Genomic DNA, 19,061 nt, shown 5'->3' with positions numbered 1-19,061 from the left:
CCGCCCGGGGGCGGCCGCGTGCATTGTTCTGGGATCAGCAGATGCCGATCATTCTTTCGGCGTGCCGTCGAAGCCGAACCACTGGGTGGAGAGCTTCGAGATCGTGCCGTCGGCGCGCGCTTCATCAATCGCCTTGGTGAACATGTCGGCCAGTTCCTGGTCATCCTGACGGATACCCGCGCCGACGCCGTTACCGAACGGGCCACCGTCCATCTTCGGGCCAACCATCGCCATGGTCTTGCCCTTCTCGCCTTCGAGCAGCGGCACCCAGTAGGAAAGCGATGCCAGTGCGGCATCGATCCGGCCAGCGACGAGATCCAGATCCAGATTCTCCTGAGTGTCATAGGTCTTCACGGTGACCGTGTCGCCCATATACTCGTTCAGGAAATTCTCGTGCGTGGTGGAGATCTGCACGCCGATGGTCTTGCCCTTGAGGGCTGCTTTCATCGAGTCCAGACCTGCCTTTTCCTTGGCATCGACATCGGCAAGGGTCAGCGCGTCAAGACCGGCGCTCAGGCTTGCCAGCAGGCTTGATTTGACGACCACGAAGGATGCCGGGGAGCCCATGTAGGAGCGCGAGAAGGTGATGACTTTCTTGCGTTTGTCGGTGATGGACATACCGGCCATGATGGCGTCGAACTTGCCCGCCTGGAGCGCAGGAATGATGCCTTCCCAGGCCGTCTGCACCAGATCGCACTGAACGCTCATGCGCTCGCACAGATCGGCATAGAGGTCGACCTCAAAGCCCGCGAGCTTGCCGGAGCTGTCGGTGAAGTTCCACGGCGCGTAGGCGCCCTCAGTGGCAATGCGGACCTTGCTGCCCGCCTTGAAATCCTTGGCATCCGCGGCACCGCTAAAAGCGATGGACGCGAGGGCCAGAGCTGTCAGAAAACGTTTCATTATTTAGGCTCCCAGTTTGAATCCGGTTTAGTTCCCTGCGGTTGCTGTTGCTGCCCCGATCAGTTTCGTTTCACGAACTGACGGCAGCGCTCCGATCGCGGGTTGTCGAACACCAGTTCAGGCGGTCCAATTTCTTCCACACGCCCCTCGTGCAGGAAGACCACCTCGTTCGAGACCTCGCGAGCGAAATCGATTTCATGGGTAACAATGATCATGGTCCGGCCTTCCTCGGCCAGCTGGCGCATCACCAGCAGCACCTCGCCGACCAGCTCCGGGTCGAGCGCGGATGTCGGCTCGTCGAACAGCATCACCTGAGGTTCCATCGCCAGCGCACGCGCTATCGCGCAACGCTGCTGCTGACCGCCGGAAAGATGGCTCGGATACTGGTCCCGTTTGTCCGCGATTCCGACCTTCTGAAGCAAACCTTCGGCGCGGGCGATAGCCTCTTCGCGCGGCACCTTCAGGACGTGGATCGGCGCCTCAATGACGTTTTCAAGCACCGTCATATGGGTCCACAGGTTGAAACTCTGGAACACCATGGAAAGACGGGAGCGAATGCGGTCGACCTGGCGGTTGTCGGCCGGGATCTGGGTGCCATCCGGACCGGGTTTCATGGCGATGGTTTCGCCATTGACGGACACAATGCCCCGATCAGGGATTTCAAGCAGATTGATGCAGCGCAAAAAAGTGCTCTTGCCGGAACCTGAAGAGCCGATCATGGAAATCACATCGCCCTGCCGGGCTTCAAGAGAAACTCCCTTGAGGACCTCCAGGCCGGCGAAGCTCTTGTGCAGGTCCTGAACGACCAGCGCCTCGGACGCAGAGTCCGGCGCATGCGCTACTGCCATATTGACGCAATCCCTACCGTAACGGACATGCGCAGCATAATGGTCAATCAGAAACCGGCAAGATTAATGTCACGGAAACGCCATGAAAATTGCACTGAACCGTGCAGTTTTCACCTATCCGCCGAGCGCCTTGATCCGGGCTTCCAGCATTCCGCGTGCGGGCGCATCGGGGCCGATCAAAGCCAGCAGATCGCTCCAGAGCGCCTTCGCAGTTGCAGCATCGCCCTTCCTGTATGCGACGAGCCCACCATAAAAGAGACTGTCCGGGTTATTCGGCGCCAGCTCACGGATATGTCCAACCAGCGAGACAAACTCTTCCGTCATGCCGGTCTCAGGCGTGCCCGGCGGGAACAAAGCGCGGGCATATGAAAGCTGGATGTTCAGATCGTCCGGCGCCAGCCGTGCCGCATTCGCCTGCGCGTTGATCGCTTCTTTGGTCTTGCCGAGCACGCCATAGGCACGGGCGAGACGGAGCCAGCCGTCGAGATCGTCCGGCTCCTCCTGAAGACGGTCGGCCAGACGGTCGACCATGGACTGGATCATCGCGGAACGGTCTTCGGCGGTCATGTCCTGCGCCGCGGCCACGTCATCCGCACTCGGCCCCGGCACCGATGCAGGAGCCGGGCTTTCGGGGCGGCTCTCCCGTTCGGCCTCTCTGAGAGATGCCACATCGATACCGGCTTCCGTCCCGATCTCGTCAATCCGCTGGGTCACCAATGCTTCCCAGGGAGCGCCGGGCGGCGTGTCCGCTTCCAGTGCGATCCACCATTTCAGCGCACCGGCTGCGTCCGCGGCCTGACTGCGGGCGAGCCCAAGGTAGTAGCGGGCGCGCGGCTCCAGAGGTTGCTTCAAATTGACGGCGCGGAAATCCTCGACGGCAGCAGGCGGCACCACGCCGTCAGCGGCGAGCACCAGCGCTTCGCCGCGCGCCGCAATGAGCTGAAGATTGTCCGGCGTCAGCGCGATCGCCTTCGCATAGGCATCGACGGCATCGCGATAGCGTTCTGTCACCATGTAGGAGCGGCCCAACAGCGCCCAGCCATCGGCATCGTCCGGATTGTTCTCCAGCTTGGCCTGCAGCCCTGTGATCATCTCCGAAACGCCAGGCTGTTCTTGCTGAGCGCCGTTTGCACGCTCTTGGCCCGTTGCCTGACTGCCGGTGCTCCCCGCAAGAGTCCGGGTTCCCGCACCATCGGTGCGCGCGGTCAGGGGCAGATCCCGCATGCCGGGGCTGCCAACGGAGACATAGGTCAGAAGCGCTCCGGCAGGGACCGCGAAGATGACCAATACGGACGCCGCCAACCGGCGCTTGCGGACCGATTGTGGCGATGCGGCCGCGGATTTCTCCTGCTCCGCCGCTGCTGCCAGCATGCGGCGCTCGACCTCAAGCTTTGCGGCCTCGAAGTCCTCGGCGCCGAGACGGCCAACATCGAGATCCCGCTCCAATTCCTGCAACTGGTCACGATAAACCGCCAGCGCTTCCTCGCCCGCTCCTTCGCCGTTCTCCTCATCGGTCCCGGCGGAAAGAACTGGCCAGAGCAGAAGCAAAACGATGCCGAATGTCAGAACTCCGGCAAAAACCCAAAAGATCATCAGGCTTTCCGATCCTGTTCAGACATCAGTGCGTCGATCCGCTTGCGCTCATCGTCGCTCAAGGGCATCGGCACGGCCTCATCGCCACCGCCATCCCGCCGCCGCAGGAGGAACACGGCAACGCCGATAGCGCCCAGAACGCCGATGGCGAACGGCCCGTACCAGAGGAACAATGTCTCCGCCTTGACCGGGGGCTTCAGCAGCACGAAATCGCCATAACGCTCGACCAGAAAGGTCTTGATCTCGCTGTCGCTGTCACCGGCGACGAGACGTTCCCGCAAGATCACCCGGAGGTCTTTGGCCAGCCCGGCATTGCTGTCGTCAATCGACTGGTTCTGACAGACGAGGCAACGGACTTCCTTGCTGAGTTCACGTGCCCGGGCCTCGAGGGCCGGGTCTTTCAGCATTTCCCCCGGCTCCACCGCAAAAGCAGGCATGCTCAGAACGACGAGAACCAATGCCAGGATGATGGAACGGATCATCCTTTGGCCGCCTTCAATTGCTCGACCATCGGCAAGATCGTCTCCTTCAGGGCTTGAGCGGTCAAAGGGCCGACATGCCGGTAGCGGATATGCCCGCTCGCATCGACGACATAGGTTTCCGGAACACCGTAGACGCCCCAATCGATGGCCGCGCGGCCGTCCCCGTCAACACCAATCCGGCCAAACGGGTCACCCAGCTCACGCAGCCAGACCAAGGCCGCGTCCCGCTGATCCTTATAGTTGATACCGACAAGCGGCAGATCGGTCTCGGCGGCAAGCCGCATCAGGATCGGATGCTCGACCCGGCAGGGTCCGCACCAGGAAGCAAAGAAATTGACCAGCTTCACTTCGCCCCGAAGCGCCTCCGGGCCGACCCCGGGCTTGTCCTCAAGCAGGGGTCCTAGATCATGCGGCGGCGCCGGCTTGTCGATCATGACGGACGGTAGCAGATGCGGGTCTTTCTTGGTCAGGATCGGCACGGTGAAATAACCGGCGATCACCGCGAAGATCAGCAGCGGCAGGAGGAAGAGCAGCCGGTTCAGCATCTCAGTCTCCCGCCTCCGTCACGGCAGGAGCGGCCGGACGACGCCTTGAGCGTTTCGGCGCACCTATGCGCAAGCGCCGGTCCGACAGGGAGAACAACCCACCAAGAACCATCATCATGGCGCCGGCCCAGATCCACGGCACCAGCGGCTTGACCCAGACCCGGACGATATAGCCGCCCAGGTCACTGCCTTCACCGATGGCGACATAGAGATCGCCGGAAATGCCGGAGCGGATGGCCGCTTCGGTCGTCGGCATCTGCTGGACCGGGTAGAGCCGCCGCTCGGGATGCAGGGTGGCGTATGGCACGCCATCCTTGCTGACATTCAGCGTCGCCATGTCGCGGAAATAGTTCGGTCCCTGACTGCGCTCGACCTTTTCCAACACCAGTTCGTACTGGCCCAGGGTCAAGGTATCGCCCGCCCGGGCTGTTGCAACCAGCTCCCGGGTCCAGTTCATCTCGCCTGTAGCGCCGCAGATAAACACCGCCATGCCAAGATGGGCGAGGCTCATGCCATAGGCCGCACCGGGAAGGTTGAAGAGACGCCTGAGACTGTCGCCGAGAGGTATCCGGAACAGGCGGATCCGTTCGGTCAGCTCGGTCACCACGCCGCCCGCCACCCAGGCGGCGAAGCCAAAGCCGAGCACCGGCGCCAGGGGCGCGCCTTTTTCCAGGACCAGAATGCCGCCGGCAACGACCACTGTGAAAAGCGCGCTGACCCAAAGCTTCTCGACCGCAGCACGGAGATTGCCGCGCTTCCAGGGCAACAGCGGGCCAATAGCCAGCAGAACCAGCAACGGGATCATCACCGGCACGAAGGTCGCATTGAAGAAAGGCGCCCCGACAGAGACCTTGTCTCCGGTCATCGCATCGAGGAACAGCGGATAGAGCGTGCCGATAAAGACGGTTACCGTCGCCACGCTGAGGATCAGGTTGTTCAGCACCAGCCCGCCTTCCCGGCTGACCGGGGCGAACAGGCCACCGGCCTTCAGCGCTGGCGCGCGGACAGCAAAGAGCGTGAGCGAGCCACCAACCGCGACGATCAGGATGCCGAGGATGAAGAGACCGCGCTCGGGATCGACAGCGAAGGCATGCACCGATGTCAGGATGCCGGAGCGCACCAGGAACGTGCCCATCAGGCTAAGCGAGAATGTGATGATGGCGAGCAGGATGGTCCATGCCTTCAGCGCGTCGCGTTTCTCCACCACGATCGCGGAATGCAGCAGCGCCGTGCCAGCGAGCCAGGGCATGAAACTGGCATTCTCGACCGGGTCCCAGAACCACCAGCCGCCCCAGCCAAGCTCGTAATAGGCCCACCAGCTGCCGAGCGTGATGCCGGCGGTCAGAAAGGTCCAGGCAGCGAGAGTCCAGGGCCGAACCCACCGGGCCCAAGCCGGATCGACCCGGCCTTCGATCAGCGCCGCCATGGCGAAGGAAAAGGCCAGCGAGAAGCCGACATAGCCGATGTAGAGCATCGGCGGATGGAAGGCGAGACCGGGGTCCTGCAGCAGCGGGTTGAGGTCGCGACCGTCGAGCGGCGCCGGATCGAGCCGTTCGAACGGGTTCGAGGTCAGCAGAATGAAAGCGAGAAAGGCGAGCCCGATCAGCCCCTGGATAGAAATCACGCGGGCCTTCAGAGAATCCGGCAATTGCCGACCAAAGGCGGCGACCGCAAAGCCGAACAGGGCCAGGATCAGCACCCAGAAAACCATAGAACCCTCGTGGTTCCCCCAGACGCCGGAGATCTTGTAGAGCAACGGCTTCAGACTGTGGGAATTCTGCGCCACATTGGCGACCGAGAAGTCCGAAGTGATATAGGCATGCATCAACGCGCCGAAGGCTATCGCGATACACAGGAACTGGGCGGAGGCGGCGGGGGCCGCAAAGCCCATCAGGGCGGTGTCGCGTCTGGCCGCGCCGTAAAGCGGAACGACGACCTGGGCGATCGCGACGAAGAAGGCGAGCACAAGGGCGTAATGCCCGATCTCGGCGATCATTTCGCCTCCTCCCCTTCTTTCCAGCGGCCGGATTTTTTCAAAGCATCGGCAACCTCGCGCGGCATGTAATTCTCGTCATGCTTGGCCAGCACTTCGCTTGCCGTGAAAACGGTGCCGTTGAATTTGCCTTCAGCCACCACGCCCTGCCCTTCCCGGAAAAGGTCCGGAAGCGAGCCGCGATAAACGACTTTCACAGCATTCTGGAAATCGGTGACGACGAATTCGGAGCGGAGCCCCTCCTCGTATTTCTGCCAGCTACCGTCCTCGACCATGCCGCCGATCCGGATACGCCGGTCCGGGCCGACGCCCTTTTCCGCAATGTCCGTCGGGCTGAAGAAGAAGACGAGATTGTCCTCGAACGCGGTCAGCACAAGCGCGGCCGCCGTGCCGAGCATGGCAAGACCGATCAGAACGATGGATAAACGGCGGCGTTTAGGCGTCATGGTGCGCATCCTTCAGGCCGGATTGCTGACGGCGCTGGCGCCTGGGACCAACCCGTTCCTCCAGAGCGGACAACTCGCGCTCGCGCGCCCTCACGCCAAGGATGGAAGAGACCAGCATCACGGCGAGCACTGCCACGACCACCCCGTAGGACGACCAGATGTAGGCAGCATATCCGCCCATTTCGAGAAATTCCTGAATGGCCTTGCTCCAGCAAACCGTTCATCAACACCTGGAATTTAAATTAATTCCAAACCCGGTCAAAGCGACGTGAAGTCGCGGTCTGATCACTACGTGGCCAATCCCGCGCCGACTTCAAGCAATGTCGGACAGACGCAACAATCGAATGCGCCGGGCCGTCAGCTCGCCGCGCATGCGCACAATCAAGAGATACAGAAAGTACAACTTGAAGGCGCCGGCCATCAGCAGCAGTGGCAACAGCATTGACGGATCGACGGACGGCCCGTCCATCCGCGCCACACTCGCAGGCTGATGCAATGTGTTCCACCAATCGACGGAGAACTTGATGATCGGGATATTCACCACCCCGACCAGCAGCAAGATGGCCCCGGCCTTCGAGCCGCGCTCCGGATCGTCGAAGGCATTCACCAGCGCGATATAGCCGAGATAAAGGAAGAACAGGATCAGCACCGAGGTCAGCCGGGCATCCCAGACCCACCAGGTGCCCCACATCGGCTGCCCCCATAGCGCACCGGTGATCAGCGCCATCAGGGTAAAACCCGCACCGACCGGCGCCGCCGCCTGGGCCGCCACATCGGCCAGCGGGTGCTTCCAGATCAGGAAACTTCCCGCCGCAGCGGCCATCACCACATAGATGAACATCGCCATCCACGCGGACGGCACATGCACATACATGATGCGCACCGTCTCGCCCTGCTGGTAATCCGCCGGCGAGGCGAACAACCCAAAATACAAACCCGCGGCACCAGTCAATAGACCGAGCGCCATGATCCAGGGCTGCAGCCGAGCGGCGAAGCGCATAAAGCGCGCCGGGTTGGCAAGCCAGTGAAACCAGTTCATCCGAGCATATCCTCCGAATGCCATACCGGCATGGAGCGGTCCGGCCGCGGGGTCAGGCCCCGTCTTTTTCCGTCCGCAGACATGTTTGAACACCAACCGCCGGAAAACATCAACCTGCCGCTTGTCTGAGCGCCGCTGCCGTTGCCCAGGGCGCAAGCGGCAGGCAGGCCATAAGCATGGCCCCGAGGATCAGGAGCTGCGCCTTGGCCGACTGCCCGGTGACAGCCGCCTCAACAGCGGAAACGCCAAAGATCAGCAGCGGAATGGTCAAAGGCAGTACCAGCAGGGCGACCAGCGTTCCTGCCCGCCGGGCCCCCAGAACCAACGCCGCACCGACACCGCCGAGCAGGCTCAAGACCGGCGTGCCCAGAGCCATACTGGCCAGCAGCACCGGGAAGGCGTCGGTATGCATGTTCATGAAGATCCCGAGCAGCGGCGCAATCAGCAACATCGGCAGCCCGGTAGTCAGCCAGTGCGCGAGGCACTTCGCCAGCACCAACAGTTCCAGCGGCACCGGCGTCAGCAGCATCAGCTCCAGCGAGCCGTCATCGTAATCGGCCTGGAACAACCGATCGAGGGAGAGCATCGCCGCGAGCAGCGCCGCGACCCAGACGATGCCGGATGAAATCCGCTCCAGCACACCGGGTTCCGGGCCGACGCCGAGCGGAAACAAAGTGACCACGATGACGAAGAACATCAGCGCCATGGCGGCATCGCTGCCCTGACGGAGAGCCAGTGAGAGATCCCGGCGAACGAGGACGAGAAAGGACTTCATGATGCCATGACCGCGCCGAGCGCACTGTAGGCTTCCGCGAGATCCACCGCGGACGGGGCGAATTCCGAAAGATCGAGTTCAGAGACACTTTCCCCAGCCTCGAAGCGGATGTGAGTGGCGGCCACGATCATGCCGCCGCGGCTCCTGTGCCCTGCAATCGCCTCTTCCAATGCCGCGACCCCGTCCACGTCCAGTCCCACCGTCGGCTCGTCGAGAATCCAGAGCGGTGCTTCGCTAACCAGCAAACGGGCCAACGCCAGACGCCGCTTCTGACCAGAGGAAAGATACCGCGCCGGGAAATCCGCGCGGTGCCCGATGCCGAAACGCTCCAGCGCCGCCGCCACGGAAATACCGTTAGCGCCACGCATACCGGACCAGAATGTGAGAAGTTCTTCCGCCGTCATCGCAGGCTTTGCCGCATCCGCGTGGCCGACATAATGCAACATCCCGGCATGGGCTTGCGGATCGTCGGCCACCGGCGCGCCGTCCCAGATCAGATCACCGCGTGCCGGGCGGACCAGCGTCGCCATGGTTCGCAACAGGCTGGATTTCCCGCTGCCGTTCGGGCCTTTCAGGATCAGCACCCCACCGGAGGCGAGTGTGAAATCCAGTCGGTCGAATACAAGGCGGCCGCCTCTCTGGCAGCCGAGGCCCCTGCCCTCGAACCGGTGATTACCGAAAACTTCCATGAAAGCAACGCCCTCGCACCTGACGCGAACACCATAGGGGAGCTCGTCGTCCGCCTCAACGCGGTAAGATGACACAAGGTGCTCTCAAGATGGCTTCCGGATTTCGCATAAAGAAAGCGGCGCCGTTCTGGGGGGGAGGGGAACGTGGCGCCGCTTTTTCAGTTCCCGGCCCTCGCTAAAGAGCCGGAGAAGGGGACCAGTTCTCGACGGACTGTCCGTCAAGTCGGTTTACCGGGGACTGCCGGTATATGAAAAATATAGGAACCTTTCTGGTGATTTCGAGACCATGGAGTGTATTTTTTGATCCACTCTATCCTGCCCGCTCTATCCCGCTCGTAGCGACCTGATGAAATAGTCGCGCGTCCAATGAACACAACGATAAAAAATTCTGATCTCAGGGAGTAAACAATGCCCGCCATCCATGCCTCCGAAGCGCTCTCCCGTTTCACTGTGCTCGACCTGACGCGTGTCCGCTCCGGGCCGACCTGCGTACGCCAGCTCGCCGACTGGGGCGCCAATGTCATCAAGGTCGAGTTGCCCGAGGCAATGGAGGCCGGCAACCAGCTCGGTGGCGCCCGCAGCGGCTCCGACTTCCAGAACCTGCATCGCAACAAGCGGGCGATGACCCTGAACCTGAAGGACGCAGAAGGCCTCGCACTCTTCAAGAAACTGGCGAAGACCGCCGATGTCATCGTCGAGAATTTCCGGCCCGACGTGAAGCAGCGCCTCGGCATCGATTACGAAACGCTGGCGAAGGACAATCCCGGCCTGGTCTACGCCTCGATCTCCGGCTTCGGCCAGGACGGCCCCTATGCCAAGCGCCCCGGCTTCGACCAGATCGCGCAGGGCATGGGCGGTCTGATGTCGATCACCGGCGCCCCGGGCGAGGGCCCGATGCGGGTCGGCATTCCGGTGGCAGACCTGACCGCCGGTATTTTCGCCTCCCAGGGCATCATGGTCGCCCTGCTGGAGCGCGAAGCCTCCGGCAAGGGCCAGTGGGTCCACACCTCTCTCCTGCAGGCGCAAATCTTCATGCTCGACTTCCAGGCCTCGCGCTGGACCATGAGCGGAGAGGTTGCCAAGCAGGCCGGGAACAACCACCCGACCAGCATCCCGACCGGCGTGTTCCAGACCAGCGACGGCTACATGAACATTGCGGTCTCAGGGGAGAAGATCTGGACTCGGTTCTGCGCCGTCATCGGCCGCGAGGACTTGCCGGACAATCCGGATTACAAGACCGCGCCGTCACGCTCTGAAAACCGGGACACGTTGAACGCCATCATCCAGGACGTGCTCGCAACCGAGAGCACGAAACACTGGGTCGACCTGTTCAACAAGGAAGGCGTCCCGGCAGGCCCGATCTATACCATCGACCAGACATTCGCCGATCCGCAGGTCAAACATCTCGGCATGCAGAAAACCGTGCATTCGGATGAGCATGGCGATATCGATCTGGTCGCCCAGCCGATCACCCTCTCGCGGACGCCCAGCACCTTCGCCGCCGCACCGCCCGCCTATGGCGAGCATACGGATGAGATCCTGGGCGGCATCGGCATGAGCGCCGAGGAAATCCAGGCCCTGCGCGACCGCCAGGTCATCTGACGCATATCCGCACGCTAACAGTCGACACGAAACGGACCCGCCCCATGCCTGCCAGCACCGCGCCGCAACCGATCCTGACCGAGTTCAAGGGAGGCGTCGCCCGCCTGATCTTCAACAACCCGGCCCGCCACAATGCCATGTCTCTGGAAATGTGGACCCATGGGGCGGAGCTGCTGGAGGCATTCGGGCGGGATGACAATATCCGCGCAATCCTGCTGACAGGGGCGGGCTCCGAAGCCTTCGTTGCCGGGGCAGATATCTCCAAGTTCGGGGACGAGCGGGCCAGCCGGGAAGCGGTTGAAGCCTATGACCGCGCCGTCGCCCGCTTCCAGCAGGTGATGCGGGATCTGGAAAAACCGACCATCGCCAGGATCGACGGCTTCTGTATCGGCGGCGGCCTTGCCATCGCCATCGAATGCGACATCCGGATCTGCTCGGAGAAATCCAGCTTCTCCGTCCCCGCCGCGAAACTTGGCATCGGCTACGCCATGGACGGCATCCGCCGCCTGCGCACCCTCACCGGCCCCGCCTTCGCCGCCGAAATCTTCTACACCGCCCGCCGGTTCTCCGCACAGGAAGCGGTGATGATGGGCCTCGTGAACCGGGTGCTGCCCGACGCGGAGCTCGACAAACATGTCGAGGACCTGCTTTCCCGTATCTCCGAAAACGCCCCCCTCGCGATCCAGACGGCAAAACGCGCACTGATCGAGCTGGAGAAACCAGAAGACGAGCAGGATGCAGCCTCCTGCGAGGCGCTGGTCCTGAAATGCATGGAGAGCGAGGATTACGTCGAGGGCCGGACGGCGTTCATGGAGAAGCGGAAGCCGGAGTTTAAGGGGCGGTAACGGCTAATCCACGATGAATAGCTTGGCGCCGGTCGCCGTCGAGGACCGGTGCGCCGCGTCTCCGAAGTCCGAGACCTGATAGGACATGCCCGCAGTCATAATGGTCTTGCGGCCGTCCTTCAGCTCGGAGACCAACTCGCCTTCCAGCACATAGAGAATATGCCCCCGGTCGCACCAATGATCGGCCAGGTAGCCCGGTGAGTATTCGACCTGCCGGATGCGGATATCGCCGATTTCCATCGTCCGCCAGATGGCTTCGCCTGTTTCGCCGGGATGTCTGGTTTCCGTGACCTCAGACCAGTCGGTGACGGTGAACGGCAGTGCGGGGATTTTCATGGTCGGTTTTCCGGTGGCAGGAGAGAGCCGGAACCTTATGCAGGTGCAAGACGCCTGACAACGGCCACCGGTTCTCTCCTGAAAAGGCCGACACCACCTCGTCGATGAAGCGCGCCAGCGACGCCTTCTTCCGCTCCGTGTTCATGCCGCTGTCGATCCAGAACGAAAACTCCTCATAACCGAGATCCTCGATCCGCTTTAGCCGGTCGATGACTTCAGGCGTCGTCCTGCCAGACAGCCCCGCCAAGATTGAAAAAGTATAGCCGAATGAATATCTTTATACTCATTCGATGTAAAAAATACATCACCGCATCGCATTACGAGAAAAACGAAGGTCGCCCGACATCGTCAACGGGCCGGTCACGCATCAGTGACGCCTTCAAACTCCGGTCGCCCGACAGCTGGTGGGTGACACCGAACGGGATCTTTGGGGGAATAACTTTTGGATCTGATCAAGCTGATACGAAAAGAGTCCAGCGCGTCCTGGTTCGGCTTCGCCTTCCTTGCTGCGATCTCCGGACTGGCCAATGCCCTTGTCCTTGCGGTGATTAATCTGGCGGCGGGCGACGTTGCCGAGCTCGATGACGAGCGACGGACCCATCAGTTGTCCATCTTTCTCATCGTCGTCGCAATTTACGTCGTCGCCCAACGAACAGTCATGATTTCCTCGACCCGCGAGGTAGAGGAAATCATCCATAAGATCCGGATACGCCTGATTGAGAAAATCCGGACCGCCGACCTCATCCCTCTGGAGCGGATCGGACGCTCCTTCATCTATGCCAGTATCAACAAGGATACCCTGACCCTCTCGCAAGCAGCGCAATCGCTCGTCGTTGGTGCGCAGTCCGCAATACTGGTTCTCTTTACGCTGCTCTACATCGCCTGGCTTTCCCGCATCGCTTTCGCCGTATGCGTAGCCTTCATCGTGGCCGCAACCTGGTTCTACGGGAAGAACCTCAAAGGCCTGAACGCCGAGTTGCAGGAAGCAGCAGTTACGGAAAACCGGTTGTTCGACCTCCTCACCGACCTCCTGGAAGGATTCAAGGAAGTTCGGCTGAACAAGACCCGCAGCGACGCCCTCTACGCCGACCTGGAGCAGATTTCCCTAGAGGCGATGGACAAGAAAAAGAACAGTCAGTCGGGGATAGCCAAAAGCTTCATTCTCTCCCAGACAATGTTCTATTTCCTTGTCGCCGCCATGGTTTTCCTCGTCCCGCAGTTCGGGAAATTCTTCCATAGCGTCGGCACCGATTACCACGAGGTCGTCATCAAAACCGCGACGGCGACCTTGTTCCTGATCGGGCCGATCGGCTTTCTGGTTAACTTCATGGCAATCTTCGCCAACGCCAATTCCGCGGCCGAGAACATCAAGCGTCTCGATCAAACACTCACCGAGGCTGCCGGCGAAACAGAAGATCACCAGCCCAACCTGCTCGGCGAGAGCTTCGAGGAACTCGAACTGAAACAGGTCAGCTTCCACTATCAGGGGCTACAGGCTGACAATCCTTTTGTTATGGGGCCGGTGGATTTGAAGATCCGTAAGGGCGAGTTGATCTTCATCACCGGGGGCAATGGCTCCGGCAAGTCGACATTAATCAAGATTCTCGCCGGCCTCTATTATCCGGTCTCAGGCTCCATGTGCGTCAACGGCCGGGAAATCGGGCCCGAGACCTACGATGAATATCGCAACCTGATCTCTATCATCTTCGGCGATTTCCACCTCTTCAAACGCCTGTATGGCGTCGATCTGGGAGATGGCGAAAAAGCCCGGCGCCTGATGGAACATATGGAAATCCAGAGCAAGACCCAGTTGATCGACGACGAGTTTTCAACTGTCGAACTCTCGACCGGCCAGCGCAAACGGCTCGCTCTTGTGGTCAGCCTGCTTGAGGAGCGCTCCATTTACATCCTGGACGAATGGGCCGCCGACCAGGACCCGCAGTTCCGGCGGAAATTCTACCGGGAGCTCCTGCCGGAGATGAAACGGGACGGCAAGACGGTCATCGCCGTAACGCATGACGACCAGTATTTCGACGTCGCAGACCGCTGTTTACACATGGTCGAAGGCCGTCTCGTGCCATCCCGTTCGCCCCAGAACGAATCAACGCATTAAGCAGCAACGGCGGATTGCCAGACATCTGAAAAACGCGCCACGGCCAGGCAAACCCTTTTGATTGCATAAATTATCACATAACCTCTAAAAGTTGTAACTACCCATGCCGATGAACATATAGTGAGAAACAGACAGGTGCGGGTGGCGGCAAAAGAAAATCCGGTGATCGAGCCCCGGGAGTCGATACCCGCCCTGAGAGCGCCCATAAGGGAATTTGGAGCATGAAAGCCCTGAAAAACTTCATGATGCGCAGTCTGCCGGGTGTGACCATCGCCTTCATGATCGCCGCGTTCATCATGATCTATTTCACCCCGAACATGGTGATCACCATTCCAGCTGGCTATATCGGCGTCCTATGGAAACGGTTCGACAACGGGACCATAACCAACCGCTTCTACCGCGAAGGTAACCGTCTGATCCTGCCCTGGAACAAGATTATCTCGTATGACGCACGTATGCAGAGGGTCAGCGAGGATTACGACATCATTTCCGCCAATGGGCTGGCCATCGGCGCAAACATCACATTCCGCTTCCGGATCTCCCGCAAACGGATCGGTTTGCTGCACAAGTATCTCGGACCGAACTACCTGAACACGGTGCTGATCCCGAAGATCGGGGCCATCGCCCGGGCCGAGGCCGCAAAATATTCACCCGTCCAGCTTTACTCCACAAACCGCGAAGACGTGGAAGAAGCGATCCTGGCTGTCGCAAAAGAACAATTGGTGCAAGTGACACAGGATGTGATCGCGACAGAAGCCAAAGAACGTGCAACCCGCAAACTGCCGCCCTTGCCCGACGCGCCGGATCCAGTCGTTAATTTGCACGACGTATCCGTCCGCAGCGTCACCCTGCCTCACCTGGTCGAGAGAGCCATCGAGCGCAAGGAAGAACAGTTCCACATCAATCAGGAATACAATTTCCGCCTGGATCGCGAGCGCAAGGAGAGTGAGCGCAAGGCCATTGAGGCCCGAGGCATCCAATCCTTTCAGAGGATCGTGAGCGACGGGATAACGGACGCATATCTGCGATGGAAAGGTATCGATGCCACCTTGCAGCTGGCGCTATCGAACAACAGCAAGATCGTCCTTATCGGCTCGGGGAAAGACGGGCTGCCGATCATTCTCGGCCCTCTCGACAATAACCCAGGCAATGCCGGCGCTCCCGCCCCGGGCACACACCCAGGGACTGAACTCGAGGCGCTGCTCGGCCGGCAATCGGACACCCCAACCGCGAAATCGCCGCAACGCGCTAATACAGGGGACGGCATCTTTCCCAACAGCTCCACAGCGGATCTGGATCCCGGCCGGAACAAAACCAGCGGCACAAGCGCGGGCGCCCCTTCGGTGACGACAGCGCGCCCCCCGGCCGGAACCAACGCCTCACAAAAAACCGCCGAACGAAATTCACCACTCAATTAAAAGTCGCGGTCACGCTCCACTGAAGGCGAAGGAGGACTCAACCCGACCCCACACCCACACCCATCTAACCATCTCTTTTTACTAATATTTTCACACAACCCGGACATCAAAACCCGGAAAACCACGAGAAGAATCCACAACTCGATAAATATGTTTTTACTCAATTAATAATATGCTATTCTCTTATAAGATGAATTTAATGATATCGCCTCCCGTAAAAATTGGGACCGCGTGTCATTCAAGTGAATTTGGCTCCTTCATCAAGTTTTGAGGCTTCCGAAGTGACCGAAGACCCCAACAACACTCAAGACCTCAAGCGGGAAATCGCCCGTCTGAAGAGGGAAACCAAGGCCACTGAACGCGAAAGGCAGAATGCAAAAAAGGCGATCGACGCGGCAAATGCGCACCGCCAGACAGCGGAAACCGAAGCCGCAGCGCGGAGAGAGACTCAAGCCGCGCGCGACCGGGAAGCAAAAGCACTTCAAAGGAGAGTCGAGAGTGCGAACCGAACCAAAGAGAAGCTGAAGAAGGAATCAGCCGATCGAGACAGGGAACTCAAGCGGCTCGAAAGCTCTCTGCGCCAGTCACAGGCACAAGCAGACGGGCTGCAAAAGGAACTGAAAACCAGGACAGAGAAATCCGGCCAGCCCAACGGACAGGTCGGAACCGCCGTGACCGGCGTCGCGGCGGCAAGGTCGGATGATCGCGAAAAGCGCATTCCGAGCAAAGACCGAGACATTAGAAAGGAAGTTTCAGCAATGACCGCACAAACCGATGCAGGCAACGCAGCCAAAACCGCGCAAGCCGGACAACCCGACCCAGACACCGACGCCAAAAACACAAATGCAGGGCAACCCGATGAAGGCCACCTCGTCAAGTATGAGTTGGCCAAGACCCAATTGCTCCAGCAAGACCGGCTTAAAGCGAACCGGATCGTCGCCACCTACAGCGCGATCGGAGCCGGCGTCGGCGTGATCCCCTTTGTCGTCGTCGACATTGCTGGACTTGCTACCGTTCAGCTCATGATGCTGAGCCGGCTGGCCCAACTTTATAAGGTGCCATTCTCCGGCAACCTCGGGCGGACTTTGCTCTCCGCTGTTCTGGGCGCCATCATCCCGACGACCCTGAAGACCGGCACCATCGGGCTGATCCGCTCCATACCGCTCTTCGGGCAGCTGCTCGGCTTTGTCGCGATGCCCACATATTCATGGATGGTGACCTACGCCATCGGCACAGTCTTCACCGACATCTTCGAGCAGAACAAGGACCTCGACTCGGTGAGCATTGAAGAAACCACGGCAAGGGTCAAAAAGGTCATGAATGACCTTGCGACCAAGGAAAAGGCTGAAGCCGCTACCGCACAGCAAGCCGCATAACCGGCCTCGAGCCCGGCGCGTCCGTGACCTTCAAAACCACGGGCGCGCTAGGGCGGAGCGCCTGAGCCGTCGAGATGGGCGCATGCCCCCGAGGATATGCGCGAGCGCGCTCGTTTTTTTTGGTTAAGTCATCGAGAGAGAGCGGAACGTGGAATACCTTTGGCCGCCGCAACTTACATTCGCGACACTTGTCATAATCTACTTCATTAGCTGCGCATTGGTCGGCCTCTATGGACGCGACCGGCTTCTGGGCTTTTGGGGATTTTTCATTCTGTCTTATATCGTCTCGCCGTTTTTCACCTTGCTGTTCCTCGTCATCACCAGTACACGACGCACCTCGAACTGACCCCCTGAAAACTCAAACTCACCTCAGCGTGGGGCGCAGGAAAGCGTGGCGCGACCACCATCCCCGACCACGACTTCGGGCTGATCCAACGCCGTCGCCCCATCGCTGCAATACCAACCGATATACAAAAGCCTGCGAACCTTGTTGAGCGGTCCACAAATCAATTCCCGGCGCAAAAGCGCGTGTTCTCCGCCATTCGACCATTGCGTTCCGACATCGGGGAGCGTGACGGTACAAGTGTCGCGACCGTTGCAGATACGCGCCACCCACCCCAGCCCGGAACACCATTGATCCCCAGAGCCGTACTTGGCGCTCGATACTCTGATCGAAGAACCACACCCGCCCGGGACACCCTTTTCAGCTTCGCAACCGGTCTCACTCCACGACGGACACACCGCCAAGCCGTCGGCTAATCGGATATCGCCGCCACCGCATTCAGATCGAGCGGAGCCCGGATCAGGCCACATCAAGAACAAGGCCACCCCGCAGGCAACAGGCAATCGGCGCATCAATTCCATTCGCATCCGCTAAGTCTCCCTGCACAATCAGCAATTTCTATGTAAAGGCGGGCTCGAAGCCCGTTCTGCCGGTCCCCTTCGGCACGCAACACAGAGCCGCGAGCGCATCTGGCGTGACCTCGCGAAATCGATAGACCATCCGGCCGGATCGACCGGCGCGAACCGCCACGGCCAGCTTATATCCCGGTATTGGCGGCGCCAGTCGGACCTGCCAGTCCGCCCCGTTTCCGGCATCCGGGTCATCGAGCAATGACTGGCCGATCACGAGAGACAGGGAATCAAGGCAAACGGAAAAACCATCCAGCGGAATAGACAGCCCTCGCCCGACAGCCTTCGTGTACGCCTCCTTCAGCGTCCAGATTGCGAAGAATGCGTCGCGGCGGGCGCAGCCCTCCAGCCGCCCGAGGTAAGCCACCTCGTCCGCAGCAAAAACCTTACGCGCCAGGCCATCGATATCAGTATCGCGGCCAACCCATTCGACATCGATGCCAACATCCCGCTCCCGGCTGACCGCACAGCAAACCAGCCCGCGTGAATGCGAGAGGTTGAAGCGCAACCGAGCCTGCTCCGGATACTCATCGATTTCAGGTTTGCCGTAGTGCCCAACCCGGAAGTTAAAGTCCCGCGCAGGGGTCCCGGATACAGCTTCGAGGACGCACCTGGTCAGCGCATGCGCGCAGATATAACTCCTCTGATCCTCCGGAAAATGGAAGCACCCGGCCCGGGCGCGCTCTTCAGCATTGAGCACACTGCGAAACGCCGGGAGATGTCCGCCTCCGACCACGTCAGGCCTCGACACCCAGACCTCAACTTCATCCATCCTCACGTATCGGCCCCGCCCCTGGATCGGTCCGGCAGCCGTCACTTGACTCCGTCCCGTTCAGCTTTCTAATTGAGTAGAAATTTACTCTACTACTTTTAGGTGCTTTTAGCGATCATCAAACAGCAACGCGTCTCACAATTATTGGTCACATAAAAAACATCGCAGCGGGAAAAACCTCCTGAACAGAAGCCGGAAAGCCTGCTATTTCCCCGGCTTTATTTCGAAAAACAAGCCTTCTTGCACTGAGTAAAATATTATGCATATACTCGCCATAGTTGCATTAAAAAGGTCATGAAAATCATGCAAACCCGTCGGCATCCCAACGCCCCCGGCATCGTTATAGCCGACCTTCCCGACCTCCTCAGAGGGGCTTG

At 60.1% G+C, this 19,061-nt stretch carries 19 protein-coding genes; 5 read left to right on the top strand and 14 right to left on the bottom strand.

What is annotated here, in order from left to right:
* Nucleotides 1–48 precede the first annotated feature (48 nt).
* The 11 genes from IG629_RS20815 to ccmA all read right to left on the bottom strand — a co-directional run bounded on the left by IG629_RS20815 (nt 49) and on the right by ccmA (nt 9,310).
* On the bottom strand, nt 49–900 hold the full coding sequence (locus IG629_RS20815) for a transporter substrate-binding domain-containing protein (protein ID WP_193173835.1): 852 nt from the start codon (nt 898–900) through the stop codon (nt 49–51).
* 59 nt (nt 901–959) lie between these two features.
* On the bottom strand, nt 960–1,748 hold the full coding sequence (locus tag IG629_RS20810) for an ABC transporter ATP-binding protein (protein ID WP_193173834.1): 789 nt from the start codon (nt 1,746–1,748) through the stop codon (nt 960–962).
* Nucleotides 1,749–1,862: 114 nt separating this feature from the next.
* Nucleotides 1,863–3,341, bottom strand: coding sequence for a c-type cytochrome biogenesis protein CcmI (ccmI, locus tag IG629_RS20805; protein WP_193173833.1), 1,479 nt, complete (start codon nt 3,339–3,341; stop codon nt 1,863–1,865).
* Nucleotides 3,341–3,823, bottom strand: coding sequence for a cytochrome c-type biogenesis protein (locus IG629_RS20800; protein ID WP_193173832.1), 483 nt, complete (start codon nt 3,821–3,823; stop codon nt 3,341–3,343). The genes ccmI and IG629_RS20800 overlap by 1 nt, the downstream gene beginning before the upstream one ends.
* On the bottom strand, nt 3,820–4,368 hold the full coding sequence (locus IG629_RS20795; RefSeq protein WP_226886992.1) for a DsbE family thiol:disulfide interchange protein: 549 nt from the start codon (nt 4,366–4,368) through the stop codon (nt 3,820–3,822). The genes IG629_RS20800 and IG629_RS20795 overlap by 4 nt, the downstream gene beginning before the upstream one ends.
* Nucleotide 4,369: 1 nt before the next feature.
* Nucleotides 4,370–6,364 carry a heme lyase CcmF/NrfE family subunit gene (locus IG629_RS20790; protein ID WP_193173831.1) on the bottom strand — a complete coding sequence of 665 codons (1,995 nt, stop codon included), beginning with the start codon at nt 6,362–6,364 and terminating at the stop codon, nt 4,370–4,372.
* Nucleotides 6,361–6,807: a cytochrome c maturation protein CcmE gene (gene ccmE, locus IG629_RS20785; RefSeq protein ID WP_193173830.1), complete on the bottom strand. Its 447-nt coding sequence runs from the start codon at nt 6,805–6,807 to the stop codon at nt 6,361–6,363. Before ccmE ends, IG629_RS20790 begins: the two co-directional genes overlap by 4 nt.
* Nucleotides 6,797–6,988, bottom strand: a complete 192-nt coding sequence (gene ccmD / locus IG629_RS20780; RefSeq protein ID WP_193173829.1) for a heme exporter protein CcmD — start codon at nt 6,986–6,988, stop codon at nt 6,797–6,799. Before ccmD ends, ccmE begins: the two co-directional genes overlap by 11 nt.
* Before the next feature lie 132 nt (nt 6,989–7,120).
* Nucleotides 7,121–7,846: a heme ABC transporter permease gene (locus IG629_RS20775; RefSeq protein WP_193173828.1), complete on the bottom strand. Its 726-nt coding sequence runs from the start codon at nt 7,844–7,846 to the stop codon at nt 7,121–7,123.
* A gap of 109 nt (nt 7,847–7,955) precedes the next feature.
* Nucleotides 7,956–8,621 (bottom strand): heme exporter protein CcmB, encoded by a 666-nt coding sequence (ccmB, locus tag IG629_RS20770; protein ID WP_193173827.1) that lies wholly within the window; start codon nt 8,619–8,621, stop codon nt 7,956–7,958.
* On the bottom strand, nt 8,618–9,310 hold the full coding sequence (ccmA, locus tag IG629_RS20765; RefSeq protein WP_193173836.1) for a heme ABC exporter ATP-binding protein CcmA: 693 nt from the start codon (nt 9,308–9,310) through the stop codon (nt 8,618–8,620). Before ccmA ends, ccmB begins: the two co-directional genes overlap by 4 nt.
* Before the next feature lie 408 nt (nt 9,311–9,718).
* Here ccmA and IG629_RS20760 point away from each other — a divergent pair, with 408 nt between their 5' ends.
* Both IG629_RS20760 and IG629_RS20755 read left to right on the top strand, forming a co-directional pair.
* A complete protein-coding gene (locus IG629_RS20760) occupies nt 9,719–10,912 on the top strand; it encodes a CaiB/BaiF CoA transferase family protein (RefSeq protein WP_193173826.1) in 1,194 nt (397 codons plus the stop codon).
* 44 nt (nt 10,913–10,956) lie between these two features.
* Nucleotides 10,957–11,757 (top strand): enoyl-CoA hydratase, encoded by an 801-nt coding sequence (locus IG629_RS20755; RefSeq protein ID WP_193173825.1) that lies wholly within the window; start codon nt 10,957–10,959, stop codon nt 11,755–11,757.
* Between the two features lie 3 nt (nt 11,758–11,760).
* Here the strand turns inward: IG629_RS20755 and IG629_RS20750 are convergent, their stop codons facing one another.
* Together IG629_RS20750 and IG629_RS22750 are read right to left on the bottom strand one after the other, a co-directional pair.
* Nucleotides 11,761–12,093: a DHCW motif cupin fold protein gene (locus IG629_RS20750; RefSeq protein WP_193173824.1), complete on the bottom strand. Its 333-nt coding sequence runs from the start codon at nt 12,091–12,093 to the stop codon at nt 11,761–11,763.
* Nucleotides 12,050–12,340 carry a hypothetical protein gene (locus IG629_RS22750; protein ID WP_226886991.1) on the bottom strand — a complete coding sequence of 97 codons (291 nt, stop codon included), beginning with the start codon at nt 12,338–12,340 and terminating at the stop codon, nt 12,050–12,052. Before IG629_RS22750 ends, IG629_RS20750 begins: the two co-directional genes overlap by 44 nt.
* Nucleotides 12,341–12,535: 195 nt before the next feature.
* Here IG629_RS22750 and IG629_RS20740 point away from each other — a divergent pair, with 195 nt between their 5' ends.
* The 3 genes from IG629_RS20740 (at nt 12,536) to IG629_RS22985 (ending at nt 17,000) form a co-directional block, all read left to right on the top strand.
* Entirely contained in the window at nt 12,536–14,206 is a 1,671-nt protein-coding gene (locus IG629_RS20740) for a cyclic peptide export ABC transporter (protein ID WP_193173823.1), read from the top strand.
* 221 nt (nt 14,207–14,427) lie between these two features.
* Nucleotides 14,428–15,624 carry a prohibitin family protein gene (locus tag IG629_RS20735; RefSeq protein WP_193173822.1) on the top strand — a complete coding sequence of 399 codons (1,197 nt, stop codon included), beginning with the start codon at nt 14,428–14,430 and terminating at the stop codon, nt 15,622–15,624.
* A gap of 281 nt (nt 15,625–15,905) precedes the next feature.
* Complete coding sequence (locus IG629_RS22985; RefSeq protein WP_193173821.1) at nt 15,906–17,000, top strand: YcjF family protein; 1,095 nt, start codon at nt 15,906–15,908, stop codon at nt 16,998–17,000.
* Between the two features lie 901 nt (nt 17,001–17,901).
* Here IG629_RS22985 and IG629_RS20725 read toward each other — a convergent pair.
* On the bottom strand, nt 17,902–18,684 hold the full coding sequence (locus tag IG629_RS20725; protein WP_193173820.1) for a 4'-phosphopantetheinyl transferase family protein: 783 nt from the start codon (nt 18,682–18,684) through the stop codon (nt 17,902–17,904).
* Nucleotides 18,685–19,061 lie beyond the last annotated feature (377 nt).

Source organism: Nisaea nitritireducens (assembly GCF_014904795.1).
Lineage (GTDB): Bacteria > Pseudomonadota > Alphaproteobacteria > Thalassobaculales > Thalassobaculaceae > Nisaea > Nisaea nitritireducens.
Note: the sequence above shows the minus strand (reverse complement) of the source record. Positions and strands in the feature narration are given on the sequence as shown.